A 22,392-nucleotide genomic window follows, 5' to 3' on the forward strand; every position below is an offset into this window, starting at 1 on the left:
GAAAGCATGTCTGCGATGACCGAGCATAGGGACATGCTTACCGGGGAACCGGGCGAAGCCCAGGTCTGCGCGCACCTCGTCGCGCTCGGCCGCCTGAAGGACACCGATCTCGCCCGGGCTCGCCGCCTGCATGACGAGACGCCCGAGGGCACGCTCACCGCCTTGATGGCCCGGCTCGGCCTTGTGTCCGAGCGCGACCTCGCCGACGCATGGGCCGCCTTGCTGGGCCTGCCGCTGCTGGCGGCCAAGGATGCGCCGGACCTGCCGCCCGCGGATATCGACCTGTCCACGCGCTTCCTCAAGCAGTACCACGTCGTTCCGGTCAGGGAGGGCGAGGATGGCATCGCATTGCTGGTGGCCGATCCCGCCGATCCGTACCCTCTGCAGGCGGTGCGTCTCGCCACCGGGCGCGACGCACAGCTGCGCGTAGGGCTGCGTTCGGAAATCGATGACCTGATCGAGCGCTATTACGGTCAGGGCCGCTCGGCGATGGGCAGCATCGTCGAGAGCCTGGACGGCAGTGCCGCCGTGGAAGACGACGTGGAACACCTGCGCGACCTGGCCTCCGAGGCGCCAGTGATCCGCTTGGTCAACCTGATCCTGCAACGCGCGGTGGAACAGCGCGCCTCCGACGTTCACATCGAACCCTTTGAGAACCGCCTTAAGGTGCGCTATCGCATCGATGGCGTGTTGCACGAAGTGGAGGCCCCGCCATCCAGCTCGACCGCCGCCGTGATTTCCCGCGTGAAGATCATGGCCAGGCTGAACATTGCCGAGCGCCGTCTTCCGCAGGATGGTCGCATCCAGTTGCGCGTGCAGGGTAAGGAACTCGATCTGCGCGTCTCCACCGTACCCACCAGCTTCGGTGAATCGGTCGTCATGCGTATCCTCGATCGCGAATCGGTGGTGTTCGATTTCGAGTCCCTGGGCTTCACCGACAGCTTCCGCGACAGTTTCGTCGAAGTGCTGGACAGGCCGCATGGCATCCTGCTGGTGACCGGTCCCACCGGCTCGGGCAAGACGACCACGCTCTACACCGCGCTCTCGCAGATCAACACGCCTGATGTAAAGATCATCACGGTCGAGGATCCGGTGGAATACCAGATCGAGGGTATCAACCAGATCCAGGTGAAGCCACAGATCGGGCTCGACTTCGCCGGTGCACTGCGCTCGATTGTTCGCCAGGATCCGGATGTGATCATGATTGGCGAAATGCGCGACCTGGAGACCTGCCGCATAGCGATCCAATCCGCGCTCACGGGCCATCTCGTGCTTTCCACGCTGCATACCAACAGCGCCGCGGGCGGCGTTACCCGCTTGCTCGACATGGGTGTTGAGGATTACCTGCTGGGCTCCACCGTCAACGGCATCCTTGCGCAGCGCCTGGTGCGCCGCCTGGATCCGGAGACGGCGGAATCCTACGAGGCGCTTCCCGAGGTCATTGAACAGTTCCAGCTACACAAGTACACCGATGAGCGTCCGATCCGGTTGTGGAAACCTGGCTCGAGCGCGGCCAACCCCACCGGGTACCGGGGCCGTCGCGCCATCATGGAATTCCTGGTGATGAGCGATCCGATCCGACGCCTGGTGATGCAGCGTGCGGATGCCGGTGAGATCGAACGCCAGGCGCGTGCCGAAGGCATGCGCACCATGTATGAGGATGGCCTTGCCAAGGCCGTGGCGGGCGTCACTACCATTGAGGAAGTCCTGCGCGTCACGCAGGAGTCCTGACTATGGGCCAGTTCCGCTATCGCGCCATCAGTGCCGCCGGCGAGATGTTGGCCGGACGCATGGAGGCCACCTCCATCGAGGATGTGGTCGCACGCCTGCAGGACCAGGGGCACGTGCCGCTGGAGGCAGCGCCGGCCGAGGGCGATGCCTCCGGTGGCAGCCTTTCCGCCCTGTTCCGAAAGGGGCCTTTCACGGGTGATCAACTGGCGCAGTTCACGCACCAGCTGGCCACGCTGCTGGGCGCGGGGCAGCCGCTCGACCGCGCGCTGGGCATTCTGCTGGACCTGCCCGAAGGCGAGCGTGCGAAGAACATGGTCGAGCGCATTCGCGATCGCGTGCGCGGGGGCACCACGCTCTCCACGGCGCTCGATGAAGAAAACGGTGTATTCCCGCGCCTGTACATCAGCCTGGTACGTGCCGGCGAAGCCGGTGGCTCACTCGACGAAACCCTGCGTCGGCTGGCGGATTACCTCGAACGCGCGCAGGCGCTGCGTGGCAGCATCATCAATGCATTGATCTACCCCGCTTTCCTCATGGTGGGTGTGCTCGGTTCGCTCGTTTTGCTGCTTGCCTATGTGGTGCCGCAGTTCGTGCCGATCTTTGCCGACATGCAGGTACCCATTCCCCTGATTACCCAGGTCGTGCTCGCTATCGGTACTGTCATCGGTGATTGGTGGTGGGCCATCGGTGTACTCGTCGTGGTGCTGGCCGTCGTGCTCCGGGTTCGCCTGCGCGACCCCGATGCAAGGCTGCGTTTTCATTCGCGCATGCTCGGCATGCGGGTGGCCGGGCCATTGCTGCTCAAGGTCGAAACAGCCCGCATTGCACGTACCCTGGGGACGCTCCTCAAAAACGGCGTGCCGCTGCTGGGCGCACTGGCCATCGCGCGCCAGGTGACCGGCAACCGTGCCCTGGATCTTGCGCTCGAACAGGCCGCCGATCGCGTCAAAGGCGGAACTGGCCTGGGTAGCGCGTTGTCACAAACCGAGCGGTTCCCGCGCCTGGCCCTGCAGATGATCCAGGTGGGCGAGGAAGCCGGTGCGCTCGACACCATGCTGCTCAAGGTAGCCGATACGTTTGACGTGGAAGCGAAGCGTGCCATCGATCGCCTCCTTGCCGCACTGGTTCCCACCCTGACCATCGTGATGACCGTGCTCGTCGCGTTCATCATGGCAGCGATCCTGCTGCCGCTGCTCAGCCTTACCAGCAACATCAACTGATCGTTTCGTTCCAAGGAGTTTCGCCCATGCGTTCGACCCGTACCCTGCGACACAGCCACGCCCGCGGCTTCACGCTGCTGGAAATGCTCGCGGTGATCGTGCTGATCGGCATCATCGGCGCCATCGTCGTTACCCAGGTCGGCAAGAACGTCGACAAGGGCAAGTACGGCGCCGGCAAGGCACAGCTCACCACCCTGACCCAGAAAATCGACAACTACTCGCTCGATAACGGTGCGCCGCCTGCATCGCTCGATGCCCTGGTCACCAAGCCCGCGGACGCGCAGAACTGGCAGGGGCCGTATGCGAAGCCCTCCGATCTGAAGGATCCCTGGGGCCATCCGTTCGGCTACCGGTTCCCGGGTGAGCACGGCCAGTACGACCTGGTGTTCTACGGTCAGGACGGCAAGGCTGGCGGCGACGGCTACTCGGCCGACGTCGGCAACTGGCAGTAAGGCAACGAGGAAAGGTCACGGCCATGCGTGTGCGCGGGTTCACGCTGTTTGAAATGCTGGCCGTGATCCTGTTGATCGGCCTGGCCGCAGTGGCGGTCTCGATCCCTGTCACCCAGGGGTTGGCCAGCGCGCGCGTGAACGCCGCAAGCGGTGAGCTCGCCGCCGCGCTTCGCTATACGCGTACGCAGGCCATCGTGAAGGGCGAAAGCCAGGCCCTTGAAGTGGATACCGCGCACGCGACGTACCGCCCCGCTGGCAAATCCGATGTGCACCTGCCGCGCGACATGCGCGTCTCCATCACCAGTGCGCGCGAAGACCAGGCCAACGCCACCACGGGCCGCATCCGGTTTTTCCCCGATGGAAGTTCGACGGGTGGCCGCATCACGTTGAAGCGGGGCCAACGCGAATGGCATGTCAACGTCGGCTGGCTGACGGGTGCCGTCAGTGTCGTGGCGCCACGATGAATCGCTTCGCTGCACCGCGCCGCCGCGCCGGCGGCTTCAGCCTTCTTGAGGTCATTGCCGCGATCGCCGTGCTCGCGATCGCCTTTGCGGCGCTGATGCAGGTGGCCGGTAGTGCGATGAGCCTGACGGCGCGCGCCAACGAACGCACGCAGGCCGCCCTGCGCGCGCGGAGCCTGCTCGACGGCGCCTTCATCATGGATCCCGTGAGGGAAGGCAGCAGTGACGGACGGTTTGACGACACCTACCGGTGGCGGATGAACGTTACGCCGTACGTGGCCGCCGATGCGGGTGCCGATCCGACGGCGGGCGGTAGCCGCATGTACCGGCTTGACGTGGATGTGCTGTGGGGCGATGAAGGCCATGAGCGGCGCGCGCATTTCTCCACCTTGCGTTTCGCCGCGGCGCAGGGAGCGGGGCAGTGAGACGCCCGGCCGGATTCAGCCTCATGGAGGTGCTCGCCGCGCTGGCACTTCTTTCGATCGTGTTGCTGGGTGTGTATTCCGGCATCAGCACGGCGGGGCGTATCGTGCGCAGCGGCGACCAGGCGATCGAACGGATGGATGATGTCCGCTCGTCACAAGCGTACCTGCGCAGTGAGCTTGCCCAGGCGCTCGTCATGCCCTTCGGTGAAACCGATGATGGCGACCCCATCGTATTCACCGGTGCGGTAAACAAGCTGACGTTCGTCGCGCCGATGCCCGGTTACCTCTCGCGGCTGGGGCCCCAGATGCAGACCGTGGCGCTGGTGGAAGACGGGCGCGACAGCTACCGCCTTGAAGTCAGCCTTTATATGCTGCCGCCGGACGGCAGCGAGCCCAAGGCGCTTGGCGAACCTCAGGTTCTCTTGCGGGGCATCCGCAAGGGCGCGTTTGCTTACCGTGGCATGGATGACCAGAACAAGCCGATGGACTGGCAGGAAACCTGGGGCGATGGCCGCCGTACGCCTTCGCTCGTGCGAATCGCGCTGGATCTGGATGGCGGAACCGTGTTTCCGACCATGGTCGCTCCGCTGAGGATCGACCCCTCCGCATCGCGCAACGGCTTCTCCCTATCGCGCGGTTCGCGCGGGCCGGTGGTGCGGTGATGCGCAGTCGCGGACAGCGGGGTGTTGCGTTGCTCATCGTGCTGTGGGGCTGCACCCTGCTGGCCATCATGTTGGGCGGCTTCGCGGCACTTGCGCGCACCGAAGGCTTGCAGGCCCGCTACCAGTTCGCCCAGACGCGCGCGCACTACGCGGCGGAAGCCGGCGTGATGCGTGCGATCGAGGGCTTGCAGACCCCCGATCCGCAGGCGCGCTGGATCGCGGATGGGCGCATGTATACCTTCGCCTTCGACGATGCCAGCGTGAACATCACGATCGTCGATGAGGACGGCAAGGTGGATCTGAATGCTGCTTCGGCCGATGTCCTTTCCGGTCTGTTCAAGGCGGCCGGTGCCAATGACGATCGCGCGCAGAAGTTATCCGCCGCCGTGCAGGACTGGCGGCGGCCGGGGGATGCCGCGCTGCCCAATGGCGCCAAGCGACCGCAGTACGAAGCCGCGGGCCTCGACTACGGGCCGCGCAACGGTCCGTTCGCCACCGTGGAGGAAGCGCGTATGGTGCTGGGCATGGATACGCCGCTTTGGAGCGCCATTGCGCCGGCGATCACGATCTGGTCTGGCCGCGAACGCCCCAATACGGAACACGCGCAACCGCTGGCACTGGCCGCCATTCCGGGGCTGGGTAGCGCAGGCGCCGAGGCGATTTTGGCCACGCGCGCGCAAGCTGGTGGCGCTGCCGTCGCCGGGGGCAACGGCGTGACGCATACGATCCACGCAGAGGCGATCCTTGACGACGGAACGAGGAGTTCCCTGACATCAACGATCAGACTTCGTGGGATAAGATCCGGCAACCAGCCCTACGCGATCTTGCGTTGGCGCGAAGGAGACACAGAATGACGGCCCTGCAGGACGCTTCCCAGCTACAGCTCGATCGCCTGCGCCGCGCCTGGCGCGGCAGCGCGCTGCCAGGCTTCCTGGGTTGGTGGGGTAGCGAGCTTGCCGCCCTTGTGCCCCCGCGCTGGCGTTACGCGTTCGCCGGCGGCCAGCGCTGGTACATCGTGGAGCGGCAGGGCCATGCCTGGGTACTTCGCCGTGCCGGTGAATCGCTGGCCCTGGCCAGCGCCAGTGATACGGATGCGGCGGAGCACCGTACGGGGCAGTTCGCCCGCGCCCTGGGTGAGGCCGATCCGGCCGACCGTCGTGTCGCACTCGTGCTGCCCATGGCGGACGTGTTGCGCCGACGTCTCGTGCTTCCCGTCGCCGCACGCGACAACCTGCGCCAGGTCGTGGGTTTCGACGTGGACAGGCAGACACCGTTCCGTGCGGACGAAGTGCATTTCGGCGTGCGCGACCTGAGTGAGGGTGCTGGTGAGGGGCGTTTTGTCGCCGAACTGGCGGCGACGCCGCGCGCCACGCTCGATCCGCTTCTCGACGAACTGGCGACACTGGGCATCACGCCCGATCGGGTCGACGTCGCGCGCGACCTCGGCCTGGCCGGGGTCGACCTGTTGCCGCCCCAGCGCGTGCCCCGGCGGGTCGATCGCCAGCGTCGCTTCAACCTGGCCCTTGGTGTCGCAATCGTAGTGTTGGCCATCGCTGCCATGGCGACCTGGCTGCACAACCGTGCCGCGGCACTGGACGCCATGCGCGAGGAAGTGGACTCGATGCAGGCGGATGCCAAGCGCGTCGGTGCCTTGCGCCAGCGGCTCACGGAAAGTGCCGGCGCGTCAGGCTTCCTTGCGAAGCGAAAAACCGAAACGCCCGCGATCCTCCCGGTGCTGCAGGAACTTACCGCACGGCTTCCGGACGATACCTGGCTCGAACGCTTCACGCTGAACGCGAGCGGCCAGATCGGCTTCCAGGGACAGAGCCCGCAGGCCGCACGGCTTATCGACGCGCTGAAGGGCGCGAAGACGATTGCAGAGCCCAGCTTCCAGGGCACGATCCAGACGGACCCGACCTCAGGCAAGGAACGCTTCTATATGCAGGCAAAGGCCATCACACCCAAGCCACCTGCCACGGCGGCGCCAACCCGCGCGCCGGCGCCGGCCTCGTCGAAAGGGGCGGCACCATGATCTCGGTGAGCAAGATGAAGCCCGGCGAATCGCGCATCGCAGCCATCCTCCTGCTGCTCGTGGTGCTGGTAGTGGGCTATTTCGTTCTCGTGCACTGGTGGTTCGTCGCGCCGCAGCTGGCCATGGCCGACGACATGAATGATTTGCGTGACACACAACGTCGCTATGCGGCGGCGATCGCGGAGCGGCCCCAACTGGAAAAGCGCCTGGCCATGCTCGAGCAGGGGCAGACGCGCAGCGATGCTTTCCTTGCGGGAGATGACACCAACGCTGCGGCCGCCGGGCTCATGCAGCGTATCGTCGATGTCGCCGCGGCGCATAAGGAAGATGGCGCGTGCGATGTGGTGCAGAAAATGCCGGTACCGGCCCAGGACAAGGCGGGTGATCCTTACCGCAAGGTGACAGTGAACATCAGCCTGCGCTGCCAGATGCAACCGATGGCTGCCGTGCTCCACGATATCGAGGAGGAGGCGCCTTACCTGTTCATCGAGGATTTCAGCATTTACCGTAACCCGGTCGCCGCTCGCAATGGCGGGAGCGCACCACTTGAGGTGCAGTTCACGGTATCCGGTTACATCCATGCCGCGCGCACGGCAAAGGCGGCCACATGAACGCCGCGGGACAGCGTCGCCTCACACCGTTGCTCGCGGGCATCGCCATTGCCCTGGGCTGTACGACAGCGGCGTTCGCACTGGGCGTTGGCCGCGGCGTGCATTGGGACGAGGCCGTCGCGCCGGAGCCTTTGCCGCCGGTGCGCGCCGCCGCCATGCCGAAGACCACGCCGCTGGCGAACTACAACGAGGTCTGGCAGCGGCCGTTGTTCATGGCCGATCGCAAACCGGTGGCCGTGGCCGGTGGTGACGATAACGCCAGCAACATCGGGGATCTGGAGCTCACGGGCATCATCGTGACCCCCGGTCTCCGGATGGCCCTGCTGCGTGACCGCGACAAGGGCGCCACGGTTCGCGTCAAGGAAGGCGCTGCGCTTCAGGACGGCCACTGGACGTTGGCCTCGCTCACGCCGCGCAGCGCCATCTTCGATAACGGCGGTCAACGTCGCGAGCTTACCCTCAAGGTTTCCGCGCCCGACCCGTTGGCGAACGCCAAGCCAGGGTCGCCAGGGTTACCGCCAGGTGCGCAGCCGCCTAAACCGCCACAGGCATCCGCGGACGACGGCGTTCGTGTCATCCAGCCACAGGGCGGCGGCATGACGGGGCCGACGTTGCCGCACCCACCAGCGGCGGGCACGGCGCGCAATACGCCACCGCGACAGGATGATGCCGACCTCCAGCGTGCACGCATCGAAGCGCTCAAGCAGGCCGTGCAGAAGCGGCGCCTGGAACAGCAGCAGGAACAGCAACGACAGCAGGACGTTCGTTAACCGGCGCGTACGCGCCCCTCAAGGAAAGAGGATCACGACAATGCAACGACACACCCTGGGCATGGCCATCGCATGGGCCATGCTGATGGCCGGCTGCGCGCAGACACCGTCCCGCCTGGCTGGCAATCTCGAGCGCGAAGCCCTTGCCGATCTGGCGAAACCCGTACCCGCCTCCCTGCCGTTGGCCGATGTCTCGTCGGCGATGGAGGCCGATATTCCCGGCCCTTCCATCACCCATGGCAGCGGCCGTTTCGTGAAGCCCCGCGCACTGGCAACGCCGGTGCCGGAAGCGAAGGGCGAAGGCACCCTGACGTTCAACTTCGAGAATCAGCCCGTGGAGGCCGTGGTGCGCGCGGTACTGGGCGACGTGCTGGATGTGAACTACGCGATCATGCCGGGCGTTCAGGGGACTGTATCGTTTTCGACCGCGAAGCCCGTCCGTCGTGAGCAGGCGCTTTCGATCCTCGAGACCCTGTTGGCGTGGACAGGCAACGCGCTTGTCCACCGGCAGGGCCGCTACGACGTGGTGCCACGTCACGAGGCGATCGCCGGGCAGGTGGTGCCGCGGCTCGCGGCGTCTGCGCCGCGTGACGGACATGCCGCGCGCCTTTTCCCACTAACGTTCGTGGCGGCCAACGAGATGGAGAAGCTGCTCGCTCCGTTCGTTGCGCCCGATGCGCTGCTCCTTGTGGATGCCACGCGCAACCTGCTGGTTCTTGCCGGCACGCCCGAGGAACTGGACAACTACGCAGCCAGCGTCGAGACCTTCGACGTGGACTGGGTGGGCGGCATGTCCGTTGGCGTGTTTCCGTTGCAGCACGCCAGCACGAAGGAATTGCTGCCGGGGCTGGAATCCGTGTTCGGCGTCAAGGGGAAGTCAGCCGCCGCGGGGCTGGTACGGTTCCTTCCCATCGAGCGCAGCAATGCCATCGTCGTCATTGCAACCCAGCCGGGGTTCCTCGACCGGGTCGGTGAATGGATCGAACGGATCGACCAGGGCGGAGGCAACGAGCCACGTCTCTATGTCTACGACGTGCGTAACCTGCCGGCGAGCGATGTGGCGCGTCACATCGGCCAGATCTATGGTGGATACCTGGGCGCGGGCGGCGACGCCGGCGGCGCGGTGGGGCCAGGGCTCTCCGCGGCCACGCTCGACGACGATGCCAGCGACGACGGCGCGCAATCCACTCAGGCTGACCTGGCTCGCCCGGAAGCGGATGAAGGGTTCTATCAGCCGCCCGCGCAAGGTGGCGGGCCCGGACAGGGTGGCTTACGCATCACGGCGGTTGATGCAAATAACCAGGTACTGGTGCACGCCCGGCCTTCCCAGTGGGCAGGCATCCGCGATGCCATCGAGCGCCTCGATGCACTGCCCCTGCAGGTGCAAATCGAGACCCGCATCCTTGAAGTGTCGCTGCAGGATAATTTCCGGTTCGGCGTGCAGTGGTACCTGGAAGGGTTGGCTGGCAGCGGGGGCAGCGGGCAGCCGACCCAGCCGGGTAACAAGCAGGCGTGGAGCATGGGCCGCGTGCCACCCGTGCGCGGTGGCGCGGATACCTTCTTCTATTCGTTCATCAATAAGGATCTGCAGTCCATCGTTCGCGCCATGGAAGAAGACACGCACGCCCGCACATTGTCCGCCCCTTCGCTGGTCGTCGTGAACAACCGGCATGCGGAGATCGTCGTCGGTGACGAAGTACCGGTGACGCAGACCTACGTGAATGCACAGCTCGGCAGTAACAACGAAGTGGGCCAGGTAAGCTACAAGAAGACGGGTGTCATCCTGAAGGTGCGGCCCCGCGTGAATCCTGGCGGCCTGGTTTACCTGGACGTATCGCAGGAGGTGAGCAAGGTGGGCGATGCACCGAACGCGTCCGGCAACGCACCCATCGAGAAGCGCCGGCTCCGAACCGAGGTCGCGGTACAGAGCGGGCAGACCGTTCTTCTCGGCGGCCTCATCCGCGAGATGGGAGCGCACGGGCGCAGTGGCGTGCCGGGGCTATCGCGTATTCCCGTGCTGAAGCACCTGTTCGGCAACCGCTGGGACAACAACCAGCGAACGGAAACCATTGTCCTCATCACGCCCAGGGTGATCGCCAGCGCGGAGGATGCCCGTCGCGTCGCCGATGATTACCGTCGGCGGTTCCGTTCGCTCGAGCCGTTCGCAAAACAGCCCGGCGGCGACGGCTGAGGGCACGGGGCCCGGCCAGCGGGAAAGGGCGGCAAACGCGGGGCAGGCGGGATACATCGTCCTTGCGTAACATACGCGGGGCATGACTCCCGCTTTTCCCATCACACCGCTTCTTCCCGATATCGCCGCATCGCTCGCGGAGCGGCCACGCCTCGTCCTTGAGGCGCCGCCGGGTGCTGGCAAGACCACGCAGGTGCCGCTCGCGCTGCTGCACGCGCCGTGGCTTGCGGGCCAGCGCATCATCGTGCTTGAACCGCGGCGAATCGCGGCACGGGCCGCCGCGACCTACATGGCGGCGCAACGGGGCGAGGAGGTGGGTGGCACGGTGGGCTACCGCATCCGGTTCGAATCGCGCATCGGCCCGCGGACCCGGATCGAAGTGGTGACCGAGGGTATCCTGGGCCGCATGATCCAGGATGATCCGTCGCTGGACGGCGTAGGCCTGGTCGTGTTCGATGAGTTCCACGAACGGCACCTGGCCGGGGACCTCGGCGCAGCGCTGGCGCTCGACGTACAGGCAAGCCTGCGGCCCGACCTGCGTTTGCTGGTGATGTCCGCGACACTCGATGGCGAGCGCATCGCCCAATGGCTCGACGCGCCGCGCATGAGCAGCCCCGGCCGGAGCTATCCGGTCGATGTCGTGTATCCGCCGGCGCGCACCCAGGAAACCGTTGAGCAACACGTAAGCCGTACGGTGCAGCTCGCGTTGCGCGAAAACGAGGGCGATATCCTCGCGTTCCTGCCGGGTCGCCGGGAGATCGAGCGTGTGCGCGGTATGCTCGAACGTCTCGGCGATGACGTCGAGGTGGTGGCCCTGCACGGCGAACTCTCGCTCGCCGAACAGCAGTTGGCCCTGGCCCCGGCCGATCCGGGCACGCGGCGTGTCGTACTCGCCACGAACGTCGCGGAGTCCAGCGTAACCCTTCCAGGCATGCGTGCCGTGGTCGATAGTGGACTGGCCCGGGAACCACGCTTTGATCCCCCGTCCGGGTTCACGCGTCTGGAAACGGTCGCGATTTCACAGGCCTCGGCCGACCAGCGCGCTGGCCGTGCCGGCCGTGTGGCGGCCGGGCGCGCCTACCGGCTATGGCCGCAGAGCCGCAGGCTCGAGCCCTCGAGGACCGCCGAGATCGAACAGGCCGAGCTCTCGGGCCTGGCCCTTGAGCTCGCCGGGTGGGGCAGTAGCGCCCTGCCTTGGCTGGACCCACCGCCCGCAGGCGCCATGGGGCAGGCGCGCGACCTCCTGCGCCGCCTTGGGGCGCTCGACGACGCCGGCGCGATGACGGCCCTGGGCCGCGACATGCTCGCGCTCGGCGCAGCGGCGCGCCTTGGTGCTGCTGCGATGCGCGCGCATGTCGATGAACGCCCGCTCGTAGCGGACCTGCTCGCCCTGGCCGAGGCCCGTTCACCCCTGCGCGGCGAGGCGTCACGCCAGGATGATTTCCGCCAGCGGGTCCATGCGCTTCATCTATGGCGCGATGGTGGCGCGCGCGCCGCCCGGACAAGCTCCGCGGATGTCGGTGCCCTGGCTGCCATCGATAAGGTGGCTAGTGGCTGGCGCCGCCGCCTCAACGTAAAGACCGCCGCCAGCGGCGTGCCCGATGCACACGCCGTGGGAGATTTGCTGGCGCACGCCTTTCCTGATCGCGTGGCACGCCGGGACGACGCCCAGCCGGCACGCTACCAGCTGGCCAACGGCCGTGGCGCCCGCCTGCACGAAAGCAGCGCGCTGCATGGTGAGCCCTGGCTGGTAATCATCGATCTGCGGCTCGATGCACGGGATAGCCTGATATTCGCGGCAGCGCCCCTGGATCCGGATGTGCTGGAGCGTGAGCACCCGGATCGCTTCGTGGATGAGCGCGTATTGCTGTGGGACAACGAACGACAGATCGCCGAGGCGTTCGAACAGCGCCGGTTCGATGCGATCGTCGTATCGCGCAAACCCGTGCCGGTGACGGGTGATGATGCGGTGCCGGCGCTCATCGCGGCCATTCGTTCGCGGGGCGTGGGCGCGCTGCCGTGGACGGAACATGCGAACCGGCTGCGTGCCCGCATCAACGCCTTGCGTACATGGCGGCCTGAACTCGGCCTGCCCGATGTGGGCGACACGGCCCTGCTGAGGACCATCGAGGTGTGGCTCGCTCCCTACCTCTCGGGCAAGCGCCGACTTGAGGCCTTGCAACCATCGGATCTTTCCGACGCGCTGTCATCCATGCTCGATTACGAGCAGCGCCGCGCTCTCGAAGCCCACGCGCCCGAGGAACTTGTCGTGCCCAGCGGCATGACGCGCCGCCTTGAGTACGGTGCGCGCGATGACGATCCGGGTGCGGCGCCGGTGCTTGCCGTCAAGCTCCAGGAACTGTTCGGCCTTGCCGATACGCCGCGTGTCGGCGACGGCCGCATCCCGGTGATGTTGCATCTGCTTTCCCCGGCGGGCAGGCCGATCCAGGTCACCCAGGATCTGTCCGGCTTCTGGAACCGCACGTATCCGGAAGTGAAGAAGGAACTGAAGGGTCGCTACCCGAAGCATCCCTGGCCCGATGATCCCTGGACCGCGGTGGCGACGCATCGGGCCAAGCCGCGCGGCACCTGAGAACGCATCACTGCGCTGTCAGCTTGCGCTGACACATTCGCCGAAAGACCTTACGGCCACTGTACGTCTTCGCCGGTGGTCGGGACGACCGCAGATGGAATGAAATGGACGCCTGTTTCAGAACAAGGACGTTCCGCCATGAACCCTGCCTGCTGGGCACGGCGTCTCATTCCCTTCATCACATGCGCGTTGTGGGCGGCAAGCGACATTGCCGCCGCCAATCCTCCACGTCCCATTCACCGTTACCACTTCAGCCCAAGGCGTGGCGACGATTACGCACGCTGGTTGCAGGAGGCGCTACGCGAACGCGACCCGGCGAGCCCGTCCGGATTCGATCAATGGCCCAGTGACCAACATTGGACCTCCGCGCTGCTGCAGACGCCGGCGTCCATCTACAGCGACCTGCATCCCCGCATCTTTTCCTCGACACCGATCGAAGGCGTCCCCTCATCCATGCAGGTGCGCCGGGCCGTAGCGTGGGATCTTGGACTGGACAAGGCACTGCCTGATTACCAGGCGCTCACCCATGCCTATCCTGAGCAGCTCGCGACCCTCATGCCGCAGGTGCGGCCGCATGTCATTAAGAGTGGCGTCAAGGTCCTGTACTACCAGAAGGCCTACCAGGCCAGCGGGGGGACGACGCTTTCGACGTTGACTGCCGAACTCGCCGTCGCTGCCCAGGTACTGAGCGAATGGGTGGACGCTACGCCCGACCAGGACAGGGAGGCGCTCGGCGTTCGCGTGGATGTCCTGCGTCGCCTTGAGGGCGTGCGGCCTTGGGAGTCGCTTCCGGTGGAGGATCTCGAATACCTTGCCGATGTACTACGCGGCGAGCTGTCCGTGTTTCGCGCGGGTCGCGACAACATTTACCGCCAGCGCGAGTTACCCACGCCTTTACGAATTGCACGGCTGGCAGCGGCGTATCGCGTCAGCCAGGGCGGTGGCGCCTTGCTGGCCTGCCTGGATGACGGTTCGGTCAATGGGGCGCACGCCGCATCAAAGCCGCAAAGTATCCGGACGCCGATCTGCTTTACCGATGCCACCGATCGCGCGGTCTTCGCGTGGTACCTGGAAGAGCGCGAACGACAGCTGCGCGAGCCCACGCTCGATTGCGAGGGCGGGCCGGTCGCATGCGAACGGCTCTACGAGGCGTTCGCCGGGGTAACGCCTGCCTGGGTCGGGTTGTTTCCGCGCGATGTCATCCGGTACGCCCCGCGCGCGGAGGTGGTGGAGCTGCAGATAGCACAAGGATTCGACGAGGCCAGCATGAGCGATACCGACTTCCTCGAGTTACAGCAGCGCGCCCATCTCGTGGTGTTTCCAGGGGTGCCCCGATGAGCGCGCGTCGCATCGCGCGCATCCTGGTCGTGGCTGCACTTGCGTGTATCGCGCAGGTTGTTTTCGCGCAGGCATTCATCAAGCGCGAGATACATGACGACCCCCGGGGTGGGGTACGGGCTCGCCTTCTCGCTTCGTTCTGGGCACACGCCAAGCCACTCTGTGCGTGGTACACCGCAGCTCTTCAGGGCCGCCGTGTAACCACCTACGAGTTCGCCCCGCTCGCAAGGCAGTTCGAATCAGCGACTTTCGCAAGCGCGACGTATCGATTCACGGTGAATGGCCAGCAAAGAACGCGCGTCTACCACGCACGGAGTGGGCGGAACGAACCGGATATTGGTCTGCCTGGCGTAACGGCGCGGCTACCTTACGGTGGTTTTTTTCAACATACGGCACCCTCCGTCGTCGCGTGGGACCGGTTCGCTCCCGCGGACAGCGCCGTCACGCACAGCCCTGTTGACGATGGGCGGCACCCCGATGCGCGACGGCGAGATGCGGAACTGAAGATCGCGCGGCAGATCGAGGCCGACATTGCAGCGGGCGATGTGACCGGGGGCGGGTGGATCAATCTATACGTCAGCCAGGCGCCGTGCGAGTCGTGCGAGCGGGCGTTACGTGAGCTCTCAAGAACCCACGACATCCGCGTGCACATCGCGTACTTCGGGCGGGGCAGCCCGGCATACCGCACGTTCCAGCGCCTGCGGGAGACCGTCATGTCCACCCTTCAGGTAGTAGCGAACGACGGGCTGCTCAATACGTTGCTTCTCGAGCGGAACACACCTGGCTGTGATCGTGCCTGCCCGGAGGAGAACGAAAGCAACAACGATCCGTAGAGTGCCCCCGCCGTCAGCGTACGGTTGTAGAGCAATAACCTCAAAGGAGTGAAAACGAACGATGAAGCACCACAACGCCACGCGCCGGCTTGCCTTGGTCGCCGGTCTGTCAGCTTTGGCGATCCCCTGCATGGCGCATGCGAATGCGCGCGTAGGGCCACCGGCCGGCGACATTCTCTCAGCGTGGGTCAAGGCCCGCCTCAACGAAATTCCCGAGCACGATGCCCTTGTGACCGACAGTAGGGTGACCAGCGACATGGTGACATCGCCTGCGACCATTTACGCGCCCGTGCGCAGCCGCCCATACGTTTTTCGCGGGACGGTATGGACAAGTGCCTTTTCCTCACTGGCAACACAGGGCAACCCGCTCACGCGGGCGCAGGCGACAGAGGCCCTCGCGTGGGATCTCGGCATGACAAATGGTTATCCCGGTGTCGCCGATGCGGAGCATCCTTCCCCCGACCTGGGGGCAACGTGGGCGGGTACGCAACTTGCGAAGGCGGGTGTGAGCGAAGACGTGGCCCGCAAAGCCCTGGCTCTCTCTGGCCAGGGAACCTACGCGGTGGCGGCGGGCTATGCCGTCGCGGTCCAGATTCTCATCGATAAGCTCGCCTGCTTCGAGCCCACGCAGTGGCCGTTGCTCGGATTGCGCCAGGATGTGCTGGAGCGTTTTCTCCTCGCGCAAACGGTCGCCGACCTGCGTGACTACGATCTCATCTATCTTGCACGGCTCCTGCAGGGCGAGCTGTCCACATGGAAGGGCGGCCAGATGACGGTCGGCGGGCGCCGCCAGTTGCCCACGGCGCTACGTGTTGCGCGCGTTGCGGCGGCTTATCGTGACATGCAGGGGTATGTCGCGGACCCTTGCACCGATACGGGCGCGCCGCGGACGGGTGTGGCCTCCCTCTACCCGGGCGATGCCCAGAGACCGCTGTGCCTGGTGGCTGCAAACGATCGTGCGGTTCTCCATTGGTACCTCGTGCAGCTCGACCGGCAGACCGACCCGCAACGGATCAACTTCGTCACGGCCACCGCGATGCGCATGAGCCGCATGCTCCGGCCGATGCGCCCGCTCTGGCTTGGCGTGCTGAGCAAAGATCTACTGGCCCTTTCGGCGAACATCGAAGTGGTCGAATCACTCGTCGCCGACCAGGTCAGCCTTACAGATGCCACGGATGCCAACGCCAACCGCTATGGCGCGCGTCGTGCGCTCCTGCTCTGCGAAAGGGAACTCGCCGAATGAAGATTCGTATACCTCTTTGTCTGTTTGCCAGCCTGCTTGTGACCACCTGCGTCGACGCTTATGGTTGGCGTGCCAAGGCCTTCCCGGCCGATCCGCACAATATCGTCATCACACCGCTGATCGATGCGTTCCGTTTCCATGCGGATCCGGTATCGACGTGGTACCTCGATCAGCTGGATGGCTCGCTCGTGTCACGCCAGCGTTTCCTCACCTTCAGTACGGCCGTTGCGCGCGCCACCTATGCTGCGTTCGAGTACACGTACATCAAGGACGGTGTCAGCCGGACTCGTATTTATTACTCCATGTCCGGCCAGGACGAGCCTCCGACGGACCTCCCCCGGTCGGGATCGCCCTTGTCTTCCTACTTCGTGGAAGATGCGACGCGCATCCACGCATATATGGCGGAAACCGATGAAAGCCTGATCACCTGGACCCAGACCGAAGATGACGATACGGGATACCGGCACAAGCGCGACGCGGAATTCAAGGCCGTTCGCTCCATTGAACGCGATATCAGGCGTGGCATCGTCACCCGTGATGGCACGTTGCAGGCGTTCGTCAGCCAGCCGATGTGCGATTCGTGTGAACACGTGATGCACCAACTAGGGCGACTGTACGGGGTGAACATCAATGTGGCCTACCTTGAGGGCAATATGAGCCAGGCCTACCGCCAGTTTCGGCTCATGCTCAACAGGTACATGGATACCCTGCTGGTACGTGTCAACGAGCCGCGCCGGGGCGGGCCGACGCCTCCGCCACCTGCGACGACCATGTGCGCACGCATTTTTTCCCAATGAGTGATAGCCCGGCGTGCGTGCACGCCGGGCATCCCATCAGCAGTCAGGTCCCTGCCTGTCCTCTTCACCGGCCCCCTGGCTCCTGGTCTCTGCGGGCGTGGCAAGCCGAAATGTTCTTGGCTCCCACGTCACGTGACGAAAGCGGCGATTCATCGCGCTGGGCGACAGGGCCTGGCGAACCTGCGACTCACGGCCGCTGGCGAGTGCATCGGTAGCCAGAAGGGGACGACCACTCGCTGCGTCCACGAGCCGTGTGCCCCTCATCCTGGCCCTGCCTTCCGCGATAAGGCGCGTGCGTTCGGCTGGCGGTATCGACGAAACGATGCGCGTGACATGGAGATCGATACCGTAGTGGTGCGAGATGGCCCTGAACGCGTAGTCACACGAATTGCAGGTCTCCGTTGAGATGAGGAGCGCGGCGCTTCCGCCCCTGGGGATAGCGCCCGAACGCAGATCATGTTCAAGCTCGGCGAGAACCTTGAACTCGGCGTCGAGGGCGCGATCGGAACCATCGATCTCGTAAGGATGCAGTACCGATCCGTCCACCGCACGCATGCGCGCGCGAACGTGCAGGCCGTCGTCGGGTGCATACATGCCGGCGTCTTCGGCATCCTGTGCCTGGTAACTGGCGCGCGAGGCGGAGACGGCTTCCGGGTCCGCTGCGTCATCCCATGGGTCATCGATGGACAGGGATGTAGGTGAGGGCGGCGGCGTTGGGCCGCCCAAGGCTTCTTTCGCCACCGTACCCAGCGGTGGGCCACCCATGCCGTGATAGAGGCGTACGGGTGAGCCCCCTGCACTCACCCTGTACTCGAGTCGTGCCACCGGCGTATCTGCCATCGCCGCTTCAAGGGTCTCCCAGCGCCTGGCCGTGTACTCCTCTTGCCACCGGGTCTGCACGATCCGTTGCATGGCCTCGACGTATCGCTGACTGGTCGCTTCGAGCATCGCGCTGGCATTGCCTTCATCAAGCACCAGCGCGATGCGGGATACCTCGCCCGCACGAGCCATGGCCGGCAGTAGCATGAGTAGCGCGGCAGTGAGTGTTCGCTTGCGCATGGATCTAATCCTCAAGACGGCAGGTGAGGCTTGCGGCGCGCTGTTCCGCCGCTTCCGCGTCGCCCGCCTCCAGCGTGCCTTCGAATACGAGGTCATCCGCAACGGACGCCTCGATGGCCTCCGCCATGGCCGCGATATCCAGGAGTGGGAGCAGCAGGGCTACCGCGGCGATAAGGCGGCTGACGCCTTCCCCGTCCGCGTGGCTGGGGGGCAGGCTCGCCTGACGGTGCAGCTCGGTGATGTACCACGCGTGCACGGCGCGATCGGTCGCCGCGACGAAACAGGGTATGTCCGTGGCGCCGCTGGCACGGGCGGCGCCCTCGGCGTTGCACGGAGGACGGGTCAGGTAGCCCTCGGTATCGCGCCACGCAGCCGCCAGCCGCGCTACACGGTAGGGCATCGGTGGCAAGGCCGTTCCGTCCCCGGACGCCTCGCCCGTCCGCGGGTGTATGAGCGCATGCTGAGCCAGAGCGTCCAGGTAGGCGAGGTCATACGGCGTGACCTGCTGGAGGCTTCGAGCGGCCATAACCCGGTTGAATACACCGGCATCGATGCCGTTCATCGCGTGGCGTGACGTCGGCACTGACTTCATCTGGCGTCGCAAGGTCTGCAACGCCAATGCATAAGGGGCGGTCCGTGCGGAGTGGCGGAATCCGCCCAGGTCAAGCATATGCCAGAAGATATCCGGGTCGATACCGGCCTTCGTTGCATTCGCCGCTACGAATCTGTCACGGAACCCTGTACGTTCGCGCACGTCGATGGCGGGCCGCGCGCGCGTCAACCCCAGGTCGAGCGCGAGTGAGGATAGGACGGTGGCTTCGCTGGGTAGGCCAGGCAGCGAATCGAGAAGGGCGATCCAGCCCACCTCATTGGTAAAGCGAGGGTGTCCGACGAGCGCACTGTAGGGTGAAGTGGGGTCGGCTTGTAGCTGCCGCACCAGTTCACCCGGCGACGGAAGCGACGGATCACTGCGCCGTGCGGCCTCGATCCGCGACAGGATATCTCCCGCCCATGCGAGGCCGGGAGCTATCGCGATGATCGCCAGTGCCGCTGCTGCACCGGCACGGGCGATGCACGAGGCATGGCGCGGCCGCCGCGGGGTCACGGGCACTCCCTGGCAGTAAGCGATCCCGCTTCGGCTTCTGCAAGGGCAGCCAGGCTCCGGCGATCAATCCACGACGCATCGCCGATGCGTCGCCACTCGCCAAGCTGCTTGGGCATGACCTGGTCGAGGTATCGGTTGCGTCGTGTAAAGACCTCCCTGTTCGACCGAACGCTATCCTCAATGAGTTGCTTCTCTTCTGCTGTTGTCGCGGCTTCGCGTGCCGCGACCGCTTCGTTCTCGTTTGCAAGATAGAAGACCTTGCCATGCACGTCGTATTCTTTGCTGAAAAGCGCAAGGTTTGCTTCGCAGGAGCGACAGATGGCCTTGGAAACCGTCCCTTTCAGCGTGCCTCCCCTGGGAACGGTCCCTGCCTTGATGTTGGCTTCGAGCGTCTGCAGCGCCTTCAGTTCAGCGTCGCCCGCGTTCTTGGGATCGGTCTCCCTGAGCACGGAGTTATTGTCCAGGTGCGCCGTCGCGCGGATATGGCCCTCCATGTGCGGGTAGAAACGTGCCTCGCCCGCTTCGCGATCAATTTGGTCCGAATTCCACTGGAACGATCCATCGGAATCGCTGCCGCTTGTTCCGCTGGGCACGGTGGCGACAAGCGTTTCCAGTGGCTTCCCACTTCGGCTATGGATTGTCAGCCTGCCAGCGTCGCGGGTATCACTGGCATTCCATGTGTACTCCATGCGAGCCACGGTAGCCGATGACGCCGTGCGGCGCAGTCGATTGACCTGTGTAGTGGTCAGGGGGGTGCCACGATACTCGACGGCGTAGTTAACGATGGCGTTGGTGAACTGCTTGATGTCTTCTTCCAGTACAGCCGCGTGATAGCCTGATCCTGGGCCGGTCTCGATGCCGGCGTGGGCGGCGAACGCCAGGCAAGCCAGCGCGGTGGTCAGGACAACACGAAACGGCGTCATGGCTTCACTCCGCAGGTCAACTGGCGCAGTCGTTCGGTGGCGCCATCTGCCTCGCTAGCGTCGATGACGCCCGATTCGGCTAGTTCATCGGCCACCAATGCGTTGGCGCCTTCGAGGAACGACGCGAAATCGGCGAAAGCAAGTACGGAGCCGATCCAGTAGGCAAGCCGTCGCCATCCGTCATGGTGGCTTTCGTGGATGCGTTCTCCCGACGCATCCAGTCGAACCTGGTTGCGAAACCATGCCTGCACGGCGCGATCTGTCGCCGCGGTGAAGCACAGTGGCCGGTCGTCAGCGAGCGCATCGGATAGCTGCGTAGGCATGCCGGGAGCAGGCCGGATGCCGTCCACACATAACGGACTTCCAAAATAGCCTCGAGCATCACTGTAGGCAGCGCCCAGGCGCGCTACCCGATAGATGGCAGGAAGGCCGGAGGGCGAGGGATCGCCCTGGGCCATGGCGTAGCTCAGCACCGCACCCAGATATCGGTCGTCGTCTTCCATGACGTCTGCCGCCTGGGTGGCGACGAGGTAGCGATGCAGAACGTCCGCACGAATGCCGCGCTGCTCCCATTGCGATCGCGGAACGGAGGCCATCCGCTCACGCAGGAACTGGAGTGCCGTGGCCTGGGCGGCCGCGGCCGAGATGCGTGGATTGAAGTCCCATGCCTTCCAGAAGATATCTGGATCGATGCCCGCCTTGATTGCGTTGGCGGCGGCTTCGCGACCGCGATACAGCCTGGTGTGCTCCATATCCACGACCACGTCGATGCCTGGCCTCGCCTTCGTCAGGCCCGTGGCCCGTTGCAACGCCGTGAGTGCGGCATTCGCGGGATCTTGATCGCCGCTCGCGACCGCATCCGCGAATTCGAACCACCAAAGTTCGTTGGTGTCGGTGGGATGCTCGACGAGCGCGCTATAAGGCGATGCCGGGTCACTGAGGTAAGCGCCGACGAATTCGGCGGTGGCGGGCAACGCCTGGAAGGGCTGGCCCGAACTGGCTTTCGCCCTTGCGTACTCGCGATAAACGTCGGGTGGCGATGCCAACGCTGCCGCTGATAAGGCGCTGGCAGTGCATGCCAGACAGATGACGCGCTTGACCATGTGCACTCCTTTGCACGACGGGAATCTTGTGGTGACGATTCTCGATCGTGTGGCCGGAGTACGGTGTCAGGCTTCGCTTACATCGGCGTCAGCATCTGTCGGAATGTGCAGTAGGCCACGACTTACCAGCGGGTCCGTTCCGGCAGCAGACCCTTCAACTCCGCCTCGGTCAGGTTGCGCCACTGCCCCACCTTAAGGTGGCCCAGCTTCACGTTAATGATGCGCACGCGCCGCAGTTGCGTGACCCGGTAACCGAACGCCGCCGCCATCAGGCGGATCTGTCGGTTCAGGCCCTGGGTCAGCGTAATGGCGAAGCCAAACTTGGCGATCTTGCGCACCTTGCACGGCTTGGTCATCTGGTTGTGGATGCGCACACCGCGAGCCATGCCGGCGAGGAACTCGTCGGTCACCGCCTTGTTCACCGCCACGAGGTATTCCTTCTCGTGGTGGTTCTCGGCGCGGAGGATCTCGTTGACGATATCGCCGTTGCTGGTGAGCAGGATCAGGCCTTCCGAATCTTTGTCCAGCCGACCGATGGGGAAGATGCGCTGCGGGTGGTCCACGAAATCGACGATGTTGCCGTCGACGGTGGTGTCCGTGGTGCAGGTGATGCCCACCGGCTTGTTCAGCGCGATGTAGACACCGCGGTTTTTCGCCGATTCCGGTGCCGCCGTTCGTGCAACGACGACCTCGCCATCCACTTTGACCACATCGCCGTCCAGGGCCTTTGAGCCCATGCCGACGACTTCATCGTTGATCGTGACGCGGCCGGCCTGCAGCAGCTCATCCGCCTCGCGGCGGGAGCACAGGCCGGATTCTGCAATGTACTTGTTAACCCGCATG

21 protein-coding genes are annotated in these 22,392 nt (G+C 65.1%); 16 read left to right on the forward strand and 5 right to left on the reverse strand.

Annotated elements, in window-relative coordinates:
• The first annotated feature begins 15 nt into the window (after window positions 1-15).
• From gspE to ABIE56_RS09780, 16 genes are all read left to right on the forward strand, one after another.
• Window positions 16-1,731 (forward strand): type II secretion system ATPase GspE, encoded by a 1,716-nt coding sequence (gene gspE, locus ABIE56_RS09705; protein WP_429243609.1) that lies wholly within the window; start codon window positions 16-18, stop codon window positions 1,729-1,731.
• Between the two features lie 2 nt (window positions 1,732-1,733).
• Window positions 1,734-2,951: a type II secretion system inner membrane protein GspF gene (gene gspF, locus ABIE56_RS09710; RefSeq protein WP_429243610.1), complete on the forward strand. Its 1,218-nt coding sequence runs from the start codon at window positions 1,734-1,736 to the stop codon at window positions 2,949-2,951.
• A gap of 26 nt (window positions 2,952-2,977) precedes the next feature.
• Window positions 2,978-3,403 carry a type II secretion system major pseudopilin GspG gene (gene gspG / locus ABIE56_RS09715; RefSeq protein WP_429243611.1) on the forward strand — a complete coding sequence of 142 codons (426 nt, stop codon included), beginning with the start codon at window positions 2,978-2,980 and terminating at the stop codon, window positions 3,401-3,403.
• 23 nt (window positions 3,404-3,426) lie between these two features.
• Complete coding sequence (locus ABIE56_RS09720; RefSeq protein ID WP_429243612.1) at window positions 3,427-3,867, forward strand: GspH/FimT family pseudopilin; 441 nt, start codon at window positions 3,427-3,429, stop codon at window positions 3,865-3,867.
• Window positions 3,864-4,289 (forward strand): prepilin-type N-terminal cleavage/methylation domain-containing protein, encoded by a 426-nt coding sequence (locus tag ABIE56_RS09725; protein WP_429243613.1) that lies wholly within the window; start codon window positions 3,864-3,866, stop codon window positions 4,287-4,289. Before ABIE56_RS09720 ends, ABIE56_RS09725 begins: the two co-directional genes overlap by 4 nt.
• Window positions 4,286-4,951: a prepilin-type N-terminal cleavage/methylation domain-containing protein gene (locus ABIE56_RS09730; RefSeq protein ID WP_429243614.1), complete on the forward strand. Its 666-nt coding sequence runs from the start codon at window positions 4,286-4,288 to the stop codon at window positions 4,949-4,951. The genes ABIE56_RS09725 and ABIE56_RS09730 overlap by 4 nt, the downstream gene beginning before the upstream one ends.
• Window positions 4,952-4,989: 38 nt before the next feature.
• A complete protein-coding gene (locus ABIE56_RS09735) occupies window positions 4,990-5,805 on the forward strand; it encodes a general secretion pathway protein GspK (RefSeq protein WP_429243727.1) in 816 nt (271 codons plus the stop codon).
• Window positions 5,802-6,983, forward strand: coding sequence for a type II secretion system protein GspL (locus ABIE56_RS09740; RefSeq protein ID WP_429243615.1), 1,182 nt, complete (start codon window positions 5,802-5,804; stop codon window positions 6,981-6,983). The genes ABIE56_RS09735 and ABIE56_RS09740 overlap by 4 nt, the downstream gene beginning before the upstream one ends.
• Window positions 6,980-7,594: a type II secretion system protein GspM gene (gspM, locus tag ABIE56_RS09745; protein ID WP_429243616.1), complete on the forward strand. Its 615-nt coding sequence runs from the start codon at window positions 6,980-6,982 to the stop codon at window positions 7,592-7,594. Before ABIE56_RS09740 ends, gspM begins: the two co-directional genes overlap by 4 nt.
• Entirely contained in the window at window positions 7,591-8,364 is a 774-nt protein-coding gene (locus ABIE56_RS09750) for a hypothetical protein (RefSeq protein WP_429243617.1), read from the forward strand. Before gspM ends, ABIE56_RS09750 begins: the two co-directional genes overlap by 4 nt.
• Window positions 8,365-8,404: 40 nt before the next feature.
• Window positions 8,405-10,555, forward strand: a complete 2,151-nt coding sequence (gene gspD, locus ABIE56_RS09755; protein ID WP_429243618.1) for a type II secretion system secretin GspD — start codon at window positions 8,405-8,407, stop codon at window positions 10,553-10,555.
• Between the two features lie 82 nt (window positions 10,556-10,637).
• The gene (hrpB, locus tag ABIE56_RS09760; RefSeq protein ID WP_429243619.1) at window positions 10,638-13,148 is read left to right on the forward strand and encodes an ATP-dependent helicase HrpB; all 2,511 of its coding nucleotides are present in this window, start codon (window positions 10,638-10,640) and stop codon (window positions 13,146-13,148) included.
• A 138-nt stretch (window positions 13,149-13,286) separates the two neighbouring features.
• Complete coding sequence (locus tag ABIE56_RS09765) at window positions 13,287-14,486, forward strand: hypothetical protein (RefSeq protein WP_429243620.1); 1,200 nt, start codon at window positions 13,287-13,289, stop codon at window positions 14,484-14,486.
• Complete coding sequence (locus tag ABIE56_RS09770; protein WP_429243621.1) at window positions 14,483-15,319, forward strand: hypothetical protein; 837 nt, start codon at window positions 14,483-14,485, stop codon at window positions 15,317-15,319. The genes ABIE56_RS09765 and ABIE56_RS09770 overlap by 4 nt, the downstream gene beginning before the upstream one ends.
• A 61-nt stretch (window positions 15,320-15,380) precedes the next feature.
• The gene (locus ABIE56_RS09775; protein ID WP_429243622.1) at window positions 15,381-16,562 is read left to right on the forward strand and encodes a hypothetical protein; all 1,182 of its coding nucleotides are present in this window, start codon (window positions 15,381-15,383) and stop codon (window positions 16,560-16,562) included.
• On the forward strand, window positions 16,559-17,359 hold the full coding sequence (locus ABIE56_RS09780; protein WP_429243623.1) for a hypothetical protein: 801 nt from the start codon (window positions 16,559-16,561) through the stop codon (window positions 17,357-17,359). The genes ABIE56_RS09775 and ABIE56_RS09780 overlap by 4 nt, the downstream gene beginning before the upstream one ends.
• 36 nt (window positions 17,360-17,395) lie before the next feature.
• Here the strand turns inward: ABIE56_RS09780 and ABIE56_RS09785 are convergent, their stop codons facing one another.
• From ABIE56_RS09785 to ABIE56_RS09805, 5 genes are all read right to left on the reverse strand, one after another.
• Entirely contained in the window at window positions 17,396-18,418 is a 1,023-nt protein-coding gene (locus tag ABIE56_RS09785) for a hypothetical protein (protein WP_429243624.1), read from the reverse strand.
• Window positions 18,419-18,422: 4 nt separating this feature from the next.
• Window positions 18,423-19,523 (reverse strand): hypothetical protein, encoded by a 1,101-nt coding sequence (locus tag ABIE56_RS09790; RefSeq protein ID WP_429243625.1) that lies wholly within the window; start codon window positions 19,521-19,523, stop codon window positions 18,423-18,425.
• Window positions 19,520-20,446 (reverse strand): hypothetical protein, encoded by a 927-nt coding sequence (locus ABIE56_RS09795; RefSeq protein WP_429243626.1) that lies wholly within the window; start codon window positions 20,444-20,446, stop codon window positions 19,520-19,522. Before ABIE56_RS09795 ends, ABIE56_RS09790 begins: the two co-directional genes overlap by 4 nt.
• Window positions 20,443-21,549, reverse strand: a complete 1,107-nt coding sequence (locus tag ABIE56_RS09800) for a hypothetical protein (RefSeq protein ID WP_429243627.1) — start codon at window positions 21,547-21,549, stop codon at window positions 20,443-20,445. The genes ABIE56_RS09795 and ABIE56_RS09800 overlap by 4 nt, the downstream gene beginning before the upstream one ends.
• Window positions 21,550-21,671: 122 nt before the next feature.
• Window positions 21,672-22,391 (reverse strand): pseudouridine synthase, encoded by a 720-nt coding sequence (locus tag ABIE56_RS09805; protein WP_429243628.1) that lies wholly within the window; start codon window positions 22,389-22,391, stop codon window positions 21,672-21,674.
• Between the last annotated feature and the right edge of the window lies 1 nt (window position 22,392).

It is taken from the genome of Luteibacter sp. 621 (genome assembly GCF_050435445.1).
In the GTDB taxonomy this organism is placed as follows: domain Bacteria; phylum Pseudomonadota; class Gammaproteobacteria; order Xanthomonadales; family Rhodanobacteraceae; genus Luteibacter.

Coding starts and splice junctions, on each gene's coding strand:
- ABIE56_RS09805 (WP_429243628.1), bottom strand. CDS start 22,391: ATGCGGGTTAACAAGTACATTGCAGAATCCGGCCTGTGCTCCCGCCGC.
- hrpB (WP_429243619.1), top strand. CDS start 10,638: ATGACTCCCGCTTTTCCCATCACACCGCTTCTTCCCGATATCGCCGCA.
- ABIE56_RS09800 (WP_429243627.1), bottom strand. CDS start 21,549: ATGGTCAAGCGCGTCATCTGTCTGGCATGCACTGCCAGCGCCTTATCA.
- ABIE56_RS09780 (WP_429243623.1), top strand. CDS start 16,559: ATGAAGATTCGTATACCTCTTTGTCTGTTTGCCAGCCTGCTTGTGACC.
- ABIE56_RS09775 (WP_429243622.1), top strand. CDS start 15,381: ATGAAGCACCACAACGCCACGCGCCGGCTTGCCTTGGTCGCCGGTCTG.
- gspE (WP_429243609.1), top strand. CDS start 16: ATGACCGAGCATAGGGACATGCTTACCGGGGAACCGGGCGAAGCCCAG.
- ABIE56_RS09765 (WP_429243620.1), top strand. CDS start 13,287: ATGAACCCTGCCTGCTGGGCACGGCGTCTCATTCCCTTCATCACATGC.
- ABIE56_RS09740 (WP_429243615.1), top strand. CDS start 5,802: ATGACGGCCCTGCAGGACGCTTCCCAGCTACAGCTCGATCGCCTGCGC.
- gspG (WP_429243611.1), top strand. CDS start 2,978: ATGCGTTCGACCCGTACCCTGCGACACAGCCACGCCCGCGGCTTCACG.
- gspF (WP_429243610.1), top strand. CDS start 1,734: ATGGGCCAGTTCCGCTATCGCGCCATCAGTGCCGCCGGCGAGATGTTG.
- ABIE56_RS09750 (WP_429243617.1), top strand. CDS start 7,591: ATGAACGCCGCGGGACAGCGTCGCCTCACACCGTTGCTCGCGGGCATC.
- ABIE56_RS09720 (WP_429243612.1), top strand. CDS start 3,427: ATGCGTGTGCGCGGGTTCACGCTGTTTGAAATGCTGGCCGTGATCCTG.
- ABIE56_RS09785 (WP_429243624.1), bottom strand. CDS start 18,418: ATGCGCAAGCGAACACTCACTGCCGCGCTACTCATGCTACTGCCGGCC.
- ABIE56_RS09770 (WP_429243621.1), top strand. CDS start 14,483: ATGAGCGCGCGTCGCATCGCGCGCATCCTGGTCGTGGCTGCACTTGCG.
- ABIE56_RS09725 (WP_429243613.1), top strand. CDS start 3,864: ATGAATCGCTTCGCTGCACCGCGCCGCCGCGCCGGCGGCTTCAGCCTT.
- gspM (WP_429243616.1), top strand. CDS start 6,980: ATGATCTCGGTGAGCAAGATGAAGCCCGGCGAATCGCGCATCGCAGCC.
- ABIE56_RS09795 (WP_429243626.1), bottom strand. CDS start 20,446: ATGACGCCGTTTCGTGTTGTCCTGACCACCGCGCTGGCTTGCCTGGCG.
- gspD (WP_429243618.1), top strand. CDS start 8,405: ATGCAACGACACACCCTGGGCATGGCCATCGCATGGGCCATGCTGATG.